Origin of the sequence: Pseudomonas sp. NFR09 (assembly GCF_900111535.1) — a bacterium.
Taxonomy (GTDB): Bacteria; Pseudomonadota; Gammaproteobacteria; order Pseudomonadales; family Pseudomonadaceae; genus Aquipseudomonas; species Aquipseudomonas extremorientalis.
Window position 1 is genome coordinate 51553 of the sequence record NZ_FOIH01000010.1, and the last position, 13671, is coordinate 65223.

Here is a 13671-nt window from a genome sequence, read left to right on the forward strand (position 1 = left end):
TACAAGCCTGCTCACCACAAGAGGTTCATCGTTTGATCAGTTTTTCTTGCAGCAGCGTGGTCTCGGGTAAACTCAGTTCCAGCAACATTTGTTGCGTGCCGCCGACCATTACCGCCGCCGGCAACCCATCCCGGTACACAATCCGATTACCGCTCACTGCCGGCACCTTGTTGCCGGGCAACAGTGTACCGACCAGGTTCAGCGGATCGGCCCCACACACTGCGATCAAACTCCCGTCATGGGGCCGCCGCCGTACTTCACGCAGCAGCGGGATCGCCTCCGGCAGCGCAAACTGCTCACCTGCCAAACCACTGACAAACCGCCCGCCGCGAATTTCCCCGCGTGCTTCCAGCCGGTGAAACGTGCGCAGCAGCTCGCGCCAACTCGGCAGCCAATCTGCCTCACGCTCCAGCAAGCGCCAGAACACCACGCCATAGCGGCGCAGCAGGGTCATGGCGACATGCTCAAGTGCCTCGGCTGAATGGGGCCCGGTAGCCGTTGATGAACGTCGCACCAAGGCCCAGCGCCCGGCATCGTCCATGCCGCCGACAAACGCGCCGCGCCCGCGTCGGCTGCTGCGCGCCTGGCGTTTGCTGGCGGGGGTGGTCAGGGCGCGCAGGCCGGCGAAGCTGTCGGCGTTCACCAGCCCTGCGCCGACCAACTCCTGCAACGTGGTTTCCAGCTCGCTGCGCAACAGATGGGCTTCGTGGGACAGCTCATCAAAAAACAGCGCGCCGTGATCACACAGGGCCTGATGCACTTTCTGCGCCTTGGGCGACAGGGTGGTGACATCGGTAACTTCGGTCAATCCGCTCCATAACCCTACTTGGCTACGGGGCAGCAACACCACCGGCGTGCTGCGCAAGGCCATGGCGCTGGCCTTGTTGCTCAAGCGCAGCCACACCAGTTTGCCGCTGCGGCAGAGTTCGTCGAGCCATGTGGATGAATAATCCTTGAGGCGTGCGCTGAGCAGGTCGTTGTCCCAGGCGGACGTGGCGGCGGCATAGCCTTCAAACTGCCCGACGATTTGCGGCAGCATCGCGCTGCCCTGGCCACGGGTGCCGCCGGACAGGTGCTGCCAGTCGAACAGAAAACGCATGAAATCCTGTAATGCCACCGGTTCGATTTCCCGGCGCAGGCGCTTGACCGTGTAGCGATGAATGCGCGCCAGCAGGTGGCGTTCGCACCACTGCTCTTGTGTGGCCTCGGGGCTGAAATAGCCGCGTAACACGTAGCCTTCCTGTTCCAGGCGGGCCAGTGCTTGAGTGACCTGCATGACCGACAACGCCAGGGGCGCGGCGATCTCGATCAGGCTCACCGGGCCGAACCCACCGAGGCGCGCGCGCAACACTTCCGTCACGGCATCCTCGTAGGTCCACGACTCATCGAAGCCGGGCAGCAACGGCAAGTTGCTCGGATAGATCGCCTGCAGGCAACCCAGGCGCTCAACGGCGACCCACAGGTTGGTGTGTAAGTGAGTGTGCAACTGATAGGCGCGGCCAGCCTTGGCCAGGGCATGCAGCCATTGCGCCCATTGCGGCGTGACTTCGTTGGCGGCGATACACGCCAGGCTCATCAGCGCCTCATGCATTTCATCCGGCCCGTTGGGCGCCGGCCAGGCTTCTTCGCGCACGGCGACGATGGCATCGGCGTCCAGCGCACCGAGGTCGTCGGTGCTTTGCGGGTCGCTCCAGCGTCGGGTGAGCACGGCCTGGGTGCGGCGTTCCTCCAGCGGCGCATCGTCGAGAAAAGTGTACGGACGGGCGCTGAGAATCTCCGCCGCCATGGGCGAGGGTGCCGGCAGGTCGCGGCTGACCAGGCGCACGTCGCCGCGCTCCATGCGCCGCAGCAGGGCCAGCCAGGCGTCGCAGTCCATGGCTTCATGCAGGCAGTCGTCGAGGGTTTGTTCCACTAACGGGTGCTCGGGCACGTCGCGCTCACCGGCGAGGTTTTCCAGGCAGGCAATCTGGTCCGGGAACACGCTGGCGATCAGGTCTTCGCTTTTCATGCGCTGGATCTGCGGCGCGACCTTGCGCCCACCGGCATAACGCGGCAACGCCAAGGCCACACCGGCATTCCAGCGCCAGCGCACGCCGAACAGCGGCGCATCCAGCACGGCCTGGATCAGGATATGTTCGGCGCTTTGGCTGTTGAGGTAGCGCCACACCTCATCCAGCTCGAAGCTGTGGCTGGTGGACAGCGACAGCACGATCGCATTTTCGCTGGCCGCCGCCTGCAACTCGAAGTTGAACGTGCGGCAAAACCGCTTGCGCAGGGCCAGGCCCCAGGCACGGTTGACGCGGCTGCCGAACGGCGTGTGGATGATTAATTGGGTGCCGCCGGACGCGTCGAAAAACCGCTCCATGATCAGCGTGTCCTGGGACGGCAATGCACTCAGGGCCAGGCGTGCGCGGGCGAGGTAGTCGAGGAGCTGTTCGGCGCTGGCGCGGTTCAGGCCGAGTTCGCCGGTCAGCCAGGCCTGTGCGGCTTGCAGGTCGCCGGGTGTGGCGCCGAGCAGCGTGTCCAGTTGACCTTGCAAACGCGCCACCGCCGCCGACAGCTCGTGACTGCGCCCAGGCGCTTCGCCTAGCCAGAAGGGGATGGTCGGCGGTTGACCATGGGCGTCCTCGACCCGCACTTTGCCGGCTTCGACCCGCAAGATCCGATAGGAGGAATTGCCAAGCTGGAAGATATCCCCGGCGATGCTTTCCACCGCGAAGTCTTCGTTGACGCTGCCGATGTTCAGGCTCTGGGGTTCGAGCAACACGCTGTAGTCGGCGTTGTCGGGGATGGTGCCGCCGCTGGTCACGGCGGTCAGCTTGGCGCCGCGCCGACCACGCAAGGTGCGGGTCAGGGCGTCGCGGTGCAGGTAGGCGCTGCGCATGCCCTGGCGACCGTTGTAGCCGTCGCAGAGCATCTGCAACAGTGCCTGGTAATGACGTTCGTCGAGTTCGGCGTAGGGCGCGGCGCGATGGATCATCTCCAGCAAGCCTTGCTCCGACCATTCACGGGCGCTGACTTCGGCGATGATTTGTTGGGCCAGCACGTCCAGTGGCGCCACCGGTATGTGCAGGGTGTCCAGTTCGCCTCGACGCACGCAGTCGAGCAGGGCGGCGCATTCGATCAGATCGTCGCGGGTGGTGGCGAACAGGCGCCCTTTGGGTGTGCCGCCAACCTGGTGACCGGAGCGGCCGACCCGTTGCAGAAAACCGTTGATGGAACCCGGCGAACCGATCTGGCATACCAGGTCCACATCGCCGATATCAATCCCCAGCTCCAGGGATGCCGTGGCGATCAGCACTTGCAGCTCGCCGCCCTTGAGGCGCTGCTCGGCATCCAGGCGCATCTCCTTGGCCAGGCTGCCGTGGTGGGCAGCCACCGCAGTTTTGCCCAGGCGCTCGCTCAAGTGCCGGGCCAGGCGTTCGGCCAGGCGTCGGGTGTTGACGAACACCAGAGTGGTGCGGTGCTCGCGCGCCAGTTCGGCGAGGCGGTCGTAGACCAGCTCCCACACGTCATTGGCCATCACCGCCGAGAGCGGCACGGGCGGCACCTCGATATCCAGATCACGTGGGCGGGCGTGGCCGATATCCACAATCGCGCAGTCCCGACCAGTGCCCACCAGGAACCGCGACACCGCGTCGATGGGCTTTTGCGTGGCCGACAAACCAATGCGCATCAGCGGCCCGGCGCACAAGCCTTGCAGGCGCTCCAGGCTCAGGGCGAGATGGCTGCCACGTTTGCCGGCGGCGATGGCGTGGATTTCATCGACGATCACCGTGCGTGTGCTGGCGAGCATCTGGCGACCGGAGTCCGAGCCCAGCAGCACGTAGAGCGATTCCGGGGTGGTCACCAGGATATGCGGCGGGCGCTTGCGCATCTGGGCGCGGTCTTTTTGTGGGGTGTCGCCCGTGCGCACGGCGGTGCGGATGATCAGCGGCGGCAGATCCAGGCGCTGCAAATGCTCGGTGATCCCGGCCAGCGGGTTTTGCAGGTTGATCTGTATATCATTGGACAGCGCCTTGAGCGGCGACACGTAGACCACCAGCGTCTCATCCGGCAGCTCACCGCCGTTGGCCAGGCCTTGGTGGACCAGGTCGTCCAGCACCGCCAGGAACGCGGTGAGGGTCTTGCCGGAGCCGGTGGGCGCGGCGATCAGGGTCGATTGACGCTGGCGGATCAGCGGCCAGGCCTGGGCCTGGGCGCCGGTCACCGAGGGGAACGTGCTGCGCAACCAGGCGCTGACGGCGGGGTGGAAGCCGGTCAATGCGGTATCAGTGGATTCAGGAAGGCTCATGCAATGATTGATAGCCCTAGTTCCAACAAGTTGCAATGGCACAGTTAATCCGTGACGGTTGCGCGATGAACCCGCAAAATGCAACGATTCTGACCAATACCTGAATAACCTTCGTTCCAACAGACCGGGCCTGCTCAATCTATGCGAATGCGCCTTATGTTACTGGGCGGCGGGAATGCCCTCGGGCAGGCGCTGATTCGCCTCGGTGCAGAGGAAGACATCGGTTTCCTCGCACCCAAACCGCCCCAAGACGGCTGGGATGCCGCAAGCCTCACCCAATTGCTCGACGACACCCGTCCCGACGCGTTGATCAACCTCGCCTACTACTTCGACTGGTTCCAGGCCGAAGCGGTCAGCGAGCCCCGTCTGGCTGCCCAGGAGTTCGCCATCGAGCGCCTGGCCGAGCTGTGCCAGCACCACAGCATCACCCTGTTGCAGCCATCCAGCTACCGCGTGTTCGATGGCTCCCGCGCCACCGCCTACAGCGAAAAAGACGAGCCGGTGCCCCTGGGCCTGCGCGGCCAGGCGCTGTGGCGTATTGAACAGAGCGTGCGCGCCACCTGCCCGCAACATGTGTTATTGCGCTTTGGCTGGCTGCTGGATGACAGCGTCGACGGCACCCTCGGGCGCTTCCTGGCCCGGGCTGAGAAGCCGGATGAGTTGCTGATGGCGGACGACCGTCGCGGCAACCCGACACCGGTGGATGACGCGGCGCGGGTGATCATTTCGGTGCTCAAGCAACTCGATTGCGCGGCGCCGCTGTGGGGCACTTACCACTACGCCGGCCATGAGGCGACCACGCCGTTGGCGCTGGGCCAGGCGATCCTCACTGAAGCGCGCAACTACCACCCGCTGGCAATCGAATCCCCCACCGCCCAGGCCCACGCGGCCCGACCGGATGCGAGCGAAGAACCGCAACACGCGGTGCTCGCCTGCAAGAAAATCCTCCACACCTTCGGCATCAAGCCTCGGGCGTGGCGAGCGGGGTTACCGGCGTTGCTGGACCGGTTCTACCGCCATGGCTGACCCAACACAAAACCCAATGTGGGCATGAGCTAAATGTGGGAGGGGGCTTGCCCCCTCCCACATTGGTTTTTGTGTTGTTGGTCAGGTCGGTGTCAGAACTTGTAGCCGATACCCACCATGTAAACCATCGGGTCCACGTCCACATTGACCTTGGCGCGAGTGCCAGGGGCGACCGCGTTGTTTTCCACGGTGGCCTTGGTGCTGATGTCGATGTAGCGCGCCTGGGCGTTGATCATCCACTTGTCGTTGATCATGTAGTCGGCGCCGATCTGCGCGGCCCAGCCCCAGGAGTTCTCAGCCTTGAAGTTGCTGAAGCCTGCGCCTTGGGCACGGCTGCCGACGTGCTCGTCGTAGATCCAGGTGTAGTTGATACCGGCGCCCACGTACGGTTGGAAGGCCGACTTGTTGTCCAGCGGGTAGTACACGACGCTCAGGGTCGGCGGCAGGTGTTTCAGGGTGCCGAGCTTGCCGTTGGCGGCGCCGAGGGCGGTGCCCTTGATCTTCACGTCATGCTCGAACGGCGTGGCGGCCAGCAGTTCGATACCCACGTGATTGGTCAGCATGTAGGCGAAGTTCAGGCCCAACTGAGTGTCGCTGCTCATGGTCGCCTTGCCGCCCAGGTTGGCGCCGGCCAATGGGCCTTGGTCAACCTTGACGTGGCCGCTGTCGGCCTTCGGGTTCACGGTGATTGCACCAGCGCGAACCAGAATGTCGCCCGCTTCGTGAGCGTGTACGACGGGGGCAACGAGGGCGAGCGCGAAGAGGGACGCGCCGAGCAGAGACTTGTTCATGGGAGCTCCAAAGGACGTTTAAAAGTTGTACGTCCAATGGTAAAGATCGTTCCGTTCGGTCTTTTGACTCAGCTCAATGAAAGGGCGATAAGCGTTATTCGGGCAATTCGTACATGTAAATCTTCTCGGCCTCCATCTGGTAACCGGCATCGGCCAGTTCGCTGGTGGACGGTTTGACCTGCATCGCGCCCTCGATCCAGTACGGCTGATACAGCTCATCGAGCTTCACGCCGATTTCGCTTTTGACATGCACGATCTGGTTCGACGGCGGCGGTGGCACATGGATGCACGCGCCGAAATACGGCACCAGCAAGAACTCGGTGGTGCGGCCGTTTTCGCTGACCTCCAGTGGCACGATGTAGCCGGGCAAGCGAATGTGCTGGCCATCAAGCGCTGGCACCACCGGTGCGTTGGGCAGGTCCTGCTTGGCTGCGGGTGCCGATTCCAGTGCATCCGCCATGCTGGAGAGATTGTGCAGTGGTTGCATGTTCGGCACTTCTGGCGGGGCATCCGGCGGTATCAGTTCCGACCACGTCAGTTCTTTGGGCTCGGCTGCCCAGGCGGGCAGGGCAAGCAGCAGCAACAGTGCGAACAGGACGCGACGCATCAAAGCCTTCCTCATAAACGTATGGACAGGCCATCGGCCAGGGATTGCCGATAGGCGCGCCACGCGGGCACGCTGCCCATCAACAGCGCGGCGCCCAGGATACCGGCGAGCAGCGTCCATTCATATTCGCTCGGCCACGACATCGGTAGGTCCAGGCCGTAGTTGGCCTGCAGATACCCGCGCGACGCGGCGATGCACACGTAGAGCAAACCAACGCCCGCCACCACGCCGGACAGCGCCAGGGCGAAGGCTTCGAAGATCAGCAGCGTCGCGATATGCCAGGGCCGTGCGCCCACCGAACGCAAGATCGCCATTTCGCGGCGGCGCTCGTTGAGACTGGTGAGGATCGCCGTGAGCATGCCGATCAGGCCGGTAAGCACCACGAACAGCGAGATCACGAACAGCGCTTTTTCGGCGGTGCCCATCATGCTCCACAACTCTTGCAGCGCCACGCCAGGCAGGATCGCCAGCATCGGCTCGCCACGGAATTCGTTGATCTCCCGTTGCAGGGCGAAGGTGGAAATCTTGTTGTTCAGGCCGAGCATGAACGCGGTGATGGCTTGGGGCGTGAGGTCCATATTGCGCGCCTGGTCGGCGCTGATGCGGCCTTTGCCCTGGGCCGGTACGCCGTTGTGCCAGTCGATATGGATCGCTTCCATGCCGCCGAGGCTGATGTGCAAGGTGCGGTCCACCGGGGTGCCGGTGCGCTTGAGAATGCCGACCACGGTGAAGGGCTTGTCGTCGTGCTTGACCAGGCTGACCACTGCCACGCCATGGGCCAGCACCAGTTTGTCGCCAAGTTTGTAGTGCAACGCGTCGGCGACTTCGGCGCCCAGCACCACTTCGAATGGGTCGGTGGCGAAGGCACGACCGCTGGCCAGTTCGAGGTTCTGCTTGCGCCCGTACTGGTAGTGCTCGAAGTAGGACTCGTTGGTGCCCATCACGCGGTAGCCGCGATGGGAGTCGCCGAGGGAAATCGGAATCGCCCATTTCACCTGTGGGCTGGCGGCGAAGTGTTCGAAGCTGTCCCAGCGGATGTTGTTGGTGGCGTTGCCGATGCGGAATACCGAGTACAGCAACAGGTTCACCGAACCGGAACGGGCGCCGACGATCAGGTCGGTGCCGCTGATGGTACTGGCGAAACTGTTGCGCGCTTCAACGCGTACGCGCTCCACCGCGAGCAGCAAGCAGACTGAAAGCGCGATGGCGAACGCGGTGAGGATCGCGGTAAAGCGGCGGTTAGCCAGGCTGGCCATGGCTAGACGGAACAGATACATCTCAAACCTCTGCGGGCGTGGCGGCGCGATTGAGTTCGGCCAGCGACAGGTTGCGGTCGAACAGCGGAGCCAGGCTCTGGTCATGGCTGACAAACAACAAGCTGGCCCCGGCCTCGCGGCATTCGGCGAACAACAACTGAATGAACGCTTCACGGGCGTCGTAATCCAGGGCCGAGGTGGGTTCGTCGGCGATCACCAGTTCCGGTTGGCCGATCAGTGCCCGGGCGGCGGCGACACGTTGTTGCTGGCCGATGGACAGCGAGTCGGCGCGGCGTTCCAGCAGGTTTTTGTCTTTCAAACCCAGGTGCGCGAGCAGGGCGGCGGCGGCCTGATCCACGCTGCCGTGGCGCTGCTTGGCGCGTTGCGCCCGCAGTTTGGAGAAGTGGCAAGGCAACTCGACGTTCTCGCGCACCGACAGGAACGGCAGCAGGTTGAACTGCTGGAAGATATAGCCGGTGTGGTCGACGCGAAAACGGTCGCGAGCGCCGGCCGAGAGTTCGGTCAGCTCCTGGCCGAGCAGGCGGATGCTGCCCTGGCTGGGTTTCTGCACACCGCCGAGCAAGCCGAGCAGGGTGGTTTTGCCACTGCCGCTCGGGCCCTTGAGAAACAGGGTTTCCCCCGCTTCCAGGCGGAACGCGGGGATGTCCAGCAACTGCGGGTGGCCGGGCCAGTTGAAGCCCAGGCCGGACAGTTCGATCAATGCGTGGGTCATGTGAACTCAGAATTTCAGGGTGGCTGCAGTGGCCGTTGCTTCAACACCTTGCTGGCCGCTCGGGCCGATCAGTTGTACCTGAATTTTCTGGGTGGCGGGGAAGGTCTTGAACACCTGGGTCAGGTCCAGGTTGCTCAGCGCAGTCGGCGTGGCGCAGGTGAACTGGTAGTGGGCGTGGATTTCGCTGTGGTCGTGATGATGCTCGTGGGCGCCGTCTTTGGCGTCATCATCGTCGTCGTCATGGTCGGCTTCGGGCTTGTCGCCAAACAGCGGGCTGTTGAGTTCCTGACTGCTGACCACACAACCGGCGGCCTTGGGCAGGTTGAACAACGCTACGGGGTTTTCCAGTTGTTTGCGTGCGGCGGCGACCTTGGCTTTGTCGGCAGGCGTGGTGGCCAGGTGTTCAAAACCCACCAGGTTCATTGCCGGGCTGTCCAGTTCAAGCTCCAGGGCCTGGCCGTCGAGTACCGCGTTCAGGCGGCCGACGCCATGCTCGTGCGCGCCAAGGCTGCCATGTTCATGTTCATGGTCGTGCTCGTCATGAGCATGGGCAACCGCCAATGGCAGCAGGGCGAACGGCAAAGCAAGCAACAGACGGCGCATGGGAAGACTCCAGAACATGAAAGTTTTGTTATGTGATCTTATAACAATAGCGTCAGAGTTTGACCGCCCGCTTGGCGTTGCGCAAGCCACATGGGAGCATGCCCGTCAGAAAAAGTGCAGGAGTGAGGACGATGTTGCGAATTCGTGGAACCGTTGGCGACTTGCCGGTGGACTTGACCCTGGAGCTGGATGACGGCGACTGGGCCCGCCTGGGCGCGCAATTGCAGGCCACGCCCGTTGCCAGCGCGACCGCCGCGCCGGTGGCTCCGGTCAAACCCAATGATGACCTGTGGCAGGGCGCCCAGGACCTGTTGCGCAAGGCCGGCCAGCTCAGCGGTCTGGAGTTGCTCGATCAACTGGAAGGCTTGGCTGGCGACGCCTCGGCGGGCAAGCGCCTGCTGGTGCGCTTGCGTCATAGCGCCAAGGTGAAGGTCAGCAGCGGCGCGGATACGCCGCTGTACAGCTGGGTCGGCGCCTAGTACAGCGCGGCGAACAATTTGCGGCGATACACGGTGACCAGTGGATGGTCATTGCCCAGCAGTTCGAACACCTGCAGCAACGTCTTGTGCGGCAAACCTTCGCTGTAGCTGCGATTGCGGATAAACAGCTTCAGCAAACCTTCCAACGCCGCGTCGTATTGCTGGCGTGCCAGTTGTTGAATCGCCAGTTGATAGGCCGCTTCATCGTCTTGCGGGTTTTGCGCCAGGCGGCTTTTTAGCTCGGCGGCGTCGGGCAGGTCGGCAGCCTGACGCAGGAAAGTGATCTGTGCCTTGGCCCCGGCGAGCGCGGCTTTGTGATCGTCGCTTTTCACGGCATCCAGCACGGTCTGAGCTTCACCCAATTCACCGCGTTCAGCCAGGCAGCGCGCGTAGAGGATCAGCGCGGCAGCGTTGGTGTTGTCCTCGCCCAACAGCGCGACCAGCAGCGCTTCGGCATCGCTGATACGCCCATCGGCAAACAGCGCTTGAGCCTGTTCCAGTGGGTCGGCCGCAGCCGGCGGTGGCATCTGCACATGCGGCTCCAGCATCGCCCGCACCGCCGATTCCGGCTGCGCCCCGGCAAACCCGTCCACCGGCTGGCCATCCTTGAACAACACCACGGTCGGCAGGCTGCGAATACCAAAGCGCGCAACGATATCCTGCTCGGCCTCGCAATCGACCTTGGCCAGCAGCAGTTCGCCCTGATAACTCTCGGCGATCTGTGCCAGCAACGGCATCAGCGCCTTGCACGGCGCACACCACTCGGCCCAGAAATCCACCAGTACGGGCTTGTGGAACGAATTCTCGATCACCGCCTGGTCGAAGGTGGCAGTGGTGACATCGAAGATATACGGCGTGGGCTCACTCATGGGTCGTCTCGAATAAAGCGGGAATGGGGGCAACTATAAGGGCTGGCGCGGTTGGCTGAAAGCGCAAGAATCTACAGTGGGCTGATTTGTCTGGGGGGCGCCGATACCCTTTGTTGTTTTGACATGGAGTCGGGCCCTCAGGATAACTGTCTGTGTTATGAAATTACGTAAAAATTTCACAATGTAGACATAGGATTTAGGTGCGTAAAAAAATTAACTATTTACCACGATGCTCGGGAATGTTTGCGGTTCTATAAGGCTTCGTCGGTTAATGAGTTAGTGTTTATGTTTACTAAAATATCTGCATTTGTTTTTGTGGGGCTCAGTTATATATCGCAGCCTGTCAACGCTGAAATTGATATTGGCAGAGGAGTCGAGAATTTTGCGCCCGGCAGAGTACTGAATAATCAAGATGGGCTCTATGACTATTGGAGCGGTGTTGGGCGAATTCAAAGTCCCACCCGATGTGTTGGGACGCTGCTGGATACTAGAGTTGATGGAGTCGCCAAAGGTCCTGCTTATGTTTTGACGAATGGGCACTGCGTCAGTTGGGACGGGGGCGAGATTCTAAGAAATACCGACTTTGAGGGGACCATACAGTTCAAATTTTTTACAGGTCAAGAAAGTACCGCGAAAGCCTACCCGTTCAAGAAAGTCAATTGGAGCAGCATGCGCGGTGTGGATCTGGCCATTCTGGAGTTGCAGGCAAGCCTTGCCTCGGTGATTGAAGACGGTGTTCAACCTCTTTTATTTGGGCAGCGTCCTGATGAAGGCACGGATATTCTGGTGGTTGGCAGTAAAGGCATTGACCCCCTGCAGGTGGCCGCTTGCCAGTTGGAAAGCTCACCAGAAGTGGTTGAGGGTGTTTGGGTATGGCGCCATACCATGAAAAATAAGTGTAAAGGTATCGGGCCTGGCAGTTCTGGCAGCCCGATTATTGAGCGCTCTACCAATAAAATAGTAGGGCTGTTAAACACGGAGTATGATTACGGGGCGTATCAGTGTGGTATACACATGCCCTGCCAGATCAAGGATGGAAAATTTTACACGGAGATAACCAATTACGGGATTTCGACGGACAGGATCGACCGTTGCTTTGTTGACGGTGTATTTTCCGAAGACCCGGCGCGATGTGTATTGTTTCCCGCTTATTCGATTGTTGGCGATGTAGCGCGCCAACAGCAATATTATCTTCCTGAAGATTTAACTACGGGCTCGCCTGCCGTCTATCCAAAATGGAATATGCGATTCACCCTTGATAAACCGTTTTATCGCTACAAGGTGACCAGGCGGCCGAGGACGTGTGAGGTGGTGCATGGTTATAGCGACATAATAGACAGTGCTAACGCTTATATTAATGATGAGATTGGGCCGCAGGTGGGCATCCATACACTGTGTGTTATTGGTGTGGATAGTCGAGAAAGCTTGCCTTTTCCCGGGGTGATGAGAAATGCGCTGAATGCAGTGGTTGAGTTGAAGGCTGCTGATAAGAACGTTGAACCTTTGGTGCGATTTCGGAGCAATTGGTTTGGTAGATATGCTGAGTTTCGTCGTGCCCCGCCTTCGCGTAATCAATTCTTTATGAAGTACGGTCAGCCCGCGCAAGTGGATTGCACGACTCAGGATGGCTATACAGAGGTGGAATTTAAAGAGGGGCAAGGCACTTCTGTCGTTAAACTTGAGCCCCGGCCTGGCCTTGTGTGTGTCTATAGCAAAGACATCCGAGGCACTTCTTCACCAGTTGAGACTTATCCTTAGGTCCCACGTGCAAAGGCACACCGGCCTACCGTGTTAACGCCGTGAATGGTACAGGCTCACCTTGCGAAACTCCCAAGGCTCGGCCAGGTCCGGCAGGGTCAGGGCATCGAGGATGCCCAGGCGCTGATAATCCGGGTGCTGGAAGTCGCGCACCCGCGAATCCGCCACCAGCGCTTCGCGGCCACGGGTCAGGAACTGATCCAGCAGCGGCAGGTTCGCGCGGTCGTAGAGCACGTCGGCCACCAGGATCAGGTCGAAGCGATCGGCTTCGGCGAAGAAATCCGCCGAATAACCCAGCTCTACGCCATTGAGTTCGGCATTCGCCCGGCAGGACGCCAGCGCCAGTGGGTCCAGGTCGCAGGCCACCACTTCCAGGGCGCCCGCCTTGACGGCGGCAATCCCTGCGACACCGGAGCCGGCGCCAAAGTCCAGCACACGTTTACCGGCGACCCATTCAGGGTTCGCCGCCAGATAGCGCGCCAAGGCCAAGCCACTGGCCCAGCAAAAACTCCAGTAGGGCGGTTCATGCAGGATGCGCCGGGTTTCTTCGGGGCTGAAGGCGCGGTCCATGTTGTCCGCATCCAGCAGCCACAACGACAACCCAGTGCCCGGCAGCGGGCAGGGCGCCAATTGCGCGTCGCCGATCAGTTCGCTGAGGGCGGCTTGCAGGCCAAGCGGTGGTGTCATGGGGCCTTGACGAGTTGCAGGGGGCCGGTGGTCTGGGTGATCGCCTGGGTGATGCGCACGGCGGGCAGGTGCAGGATCAACTGGCCGGACTGGCTGGCGCGGCCACGCAATTCAACCCGTGCACCGGCCGGGAAGGCCTCGGGGTTGAAGCGCAGGCGGAAGGCCAGGGGCTTGCCGTTGCCGGTCAGCACGCTGCTGGCCAGCAATTGTTGCGGGCGCGAGCGGTCGTCGATCACCAACAGCGCCATCTCCACTTCGGCACCGGCCGGAATGTTGGTCAGGCTGCCGCTGATTTCACGCTGATAGGCGGGCAGGGGGCCGAGTTCTTCAATGCCTGGGACTTTTTTCTCTTGCGCGGGCGTCGGTTGAGGCGTGGTCGGTTTGGGGGCTTCGCTGCTGCAGGCGACCAGGAAACTGAACAGGGTGAGCAAAACAAGTGGTCGTAACTGCATGTACGGCTCCAGAAAGGACAAAATCCGTGGCTTAAAAAATATGAAACATAATAGTCAGCCTATATACCGTAAAGGCTATGGCTTGTCTTGCCACGGGGATGCGCTACCATGGCCCT

12 protein-coding genes are annotated in these 13671 nt (G+C 61.6%); 3 read left to right on the forward strand and 9 right to left on the reverse strand.

Annotated elements, in window-relative coordinates; translation table 11 throughout:
- Positions 1-25 precede the first annotated feature (25 nt).
- Positions 26-4294: a DEAD/DEAH box helicase gene (locus BMX59_RS21655; protein ID WP_093125566.1), complete on the reverse strand. Its 4269-nt coding sequence runs from the start codon at positions 4292-4294 to the stop codon at positions 26-28.
- Between the two features lie 141 nt (positions 4295-4435).
- Here BMX59_RS21655 and BMX59_RS21660 point away from each other — a divergent pair, with 141 nt between their 5' ends.
- Complete coding sequence (locus tag BMX59_RS21660) at positions 4436-5320, forward strand: sugar nucleotide-binding protein (RefSeq protein ID WP_083351508.1); 885 nt, start codon at positions 4436-4438, stop codon at positions 5318-5320.
- A 92-nt stretch (positions 5321-5412) separates the two neighbouring features.
- Here the strand turns inward: BMX59_RS21660 and BMX59_RS21665 are convergent, their stop codons facing one another.
- The 5 genes from BMX59_RS21665 to BMX59_RS21685 form a co-directional block, all read right to left on the reverse strand.
- Positions 5413-6111 (reverse strand): OmpW/AlkL family protein, encoded by a 699-nt coding sequence (locus tag BMX59_RS21665; protein WP_093125571.1) that lies wholly within the window; start codon positions 6109-6111, stop codon positions 5413-5415.
- 94 nt (positions 6112-6205) lie between these two features.
- Positions 6206-6718, reverse strand: coding sequence for a DUF3299 domain-containing protein (locus tag BMX59_RS21670; RefSeq protein WP_071493720.1), 513 nt, complete (start codon positions 6716-6718; stop codon positions 6206-6208).
- Between the two features lie 11 nt (positions 6719-6729).
- Positions 6730-7995 (reverse strand): ABC transporter permease, encoded by a 1266-nt coding sequence (locus tag BMX59_RS21675; RefSeq protein WP_016978529.1) that lies wholly within the window; start codon positions 7993-7995, stop codon positions 6730-6732.
- 1 nt (position 7996) lies between these two features.
- The gene (locus BMX59_RS21680) at positions 7997-8707 is read right to left on the reverse strand and encodes an ABC transporter ATP-binding protein (RefSeq protein WP_093125576.1); all 711 of its coding nucleotides are present in this window, start codon (positions 8705-8707) and stop codon (positions 7997-7999) included.
- Between the two features lie 6 nt (positions 8708-8713).
- Positions 8714-9310 (reverse strand): DUF2796 domain-containing protein, encoded by a 597-nt coding sequence (locus tag BMX59_RS21685; protein WP_093125580.1) that lies wholly within the window; start codon positions 9308-9310, stop codon positions 8714-8716.
- 131 nt (positions 9311-9441) lie between these two features.
- Between BMX59_RS21685 and BMX59_RS21690 the strand changes: the two genes are divergently transcribed.
- Entirely contained in the window at positions 9442-9789 is a 348-nt protein-coding gene (locus BMX59_RS21690; RefSeq protein WP_093125585.1) for a hypothetical protein, read from the forward strand.
- Here BMX59_RS21690 and trxA read toward each other — a convergent pair.
- Positions 9786-10658: a thioredoxin gene (trxA, locus tag BMX59_RS21695; protein WP_092250557.1), complete on the reverse strand. Its 873-nt coding sequence runs from the start codon at positions 10656-10658 to the stop codon at positions 9786-9788. The two genes, BMX59_RS21690 and trxA, sit on opposite strands and share 4 nt — an antisense overlap.
- 285 nt (positions 10659-10943) lie before the next feature.
- Here trxA and BMX59_RS21700 point away from each other — a divergent pair, with 285 nt between their 5' ends.
- On the forward strand, positions 10944-12416 hold the full coding sequence (locus tag BMX59_RS21700; RefSeq protein ID WP_093125591.1) for a trypsin-like serine peptidase: 1473 nt from the start codon (positions 10944-10946) through the stop codon (positions 12414-12416).
- A 33-nt stretch (positions 12417-12449) separates the two neighbouring features.
- On the opposite strand, the gene BMX59_RS21705 is transcribed toward BMX59_RS21700, so the two are convergent.
- Both BMX59_RS21705 and BMX59_RS21710 read right to left on the reverse strand, forming a co-directional pair.
- Positions 12450-13103 carry a class I SAM-dependent methyltransferase gene (locus BMX59_RS21705; RefSeq protein WP_092250563.1) on the reverse strand — a complete coding sequence of 218 codons (654 nt, stop codon included), beginning with the start codon at positions 13101-13103 and terminating at the stop codon, positions 12450-12452.
- On the reverse strand, positions 13100-13555 hold the full coding sequence (locus tag BMX59_RS21710; RefSeq protein ID WP_093125597.1) for a YbaY family lipoprotein: 456 nt from the start codon (positions 13553-13555) through the stop codon (positions 13100-13102). Before BMX59_RS21710 ends, BMX59_RS21705 begins: the two co-directional genes overlap by 4 nt.
- Positions 13556-13671: the final 116 nt, after the last annotated feature.

Coding starts and splice junctions, on each gene's coding strand:
- BMX59_RS21705 (WP_092250563.1), bottom strand. CDS start 13,103: ATGACACCACCGCTTGGCCTGCAAGCCGCCCTCAGCGAACTGATCGGC.
- BMX59_RS21680 (WP_093125576.1), bottom strand. CDS start 8,707: ATGACCCACGCATTGATCGAACTGTCCGGCCTGGGCTTCAACTGGCCC.
- BMX59_RS21660 (WP_083351508.1), top strand. CDS start 4,436: ATGCGAATGCGCCTTATGTTACTGGGCGGCGGGAATGCCCTCGGGCAG.
- BMX59_RS21670 (WP_071493720.1), bottom strand. CDS start 6,718: ATGCGTCGCGTCCTGTTCGCACTGTTGCTGCTGCTTGCCCTGCCCGCC.
- trxA (WP_092250557.1), bottom strand. CDS start 10,658: ATGAGTGAGCCCACGCCGTATATCTTCGATGTCACCACTGCCACCTTC.
- BMX59_RS21690 (WP_093125585.1), top strand. CDS start 9,442: ATGTTGCGAATTCGTGGAACCGTTGGCGACTTGCCGGTGGACTTGACC.
- BMX59_RS21700 (WP_093125591.1), top strand. CDS start 10,944: ATGTTTACTAAAATATCTGCATTTGTTTTTGTGGGGCTCAGTTATATA.
- BMX59_RS21685 (WP_093125580.1), bottom strand. CDS start 9,310: ATGCGCCGTCTGTTGCTTGCTTTGCCGTTCGCCCTGCTGCCATTGGCG.
- BMX59_RS21675 (WP_016978529.1), bottom strand. CDS start 7,995: ATGTATCTGTTCCGTCTAGCCATGGCCAGCCTGGCTAACCGCCGCTTT.
- BMX59_RS21710 (WP_093125597.1), bottom strand. CDS start 13,555: ATGCAGTTACGACCACTTGTTTTGCTCACCCTGTTCAGTTTCCTGGTC.
- BMX59_RS21665 (WP_093125571.1), bottom strand. CDS start 6,111: ATGAACAAGTCTCTGCTCGGCGCGTCCCTCTTCGCGCTCGCCCTCGTT.
- BMX59_RS21655 (WP_093125566.1), bottom strand. CDS start 4,294: ATGAGCCTTCCTGAATCCACTGATACCGCATTGACCGGCTTCCACCCC.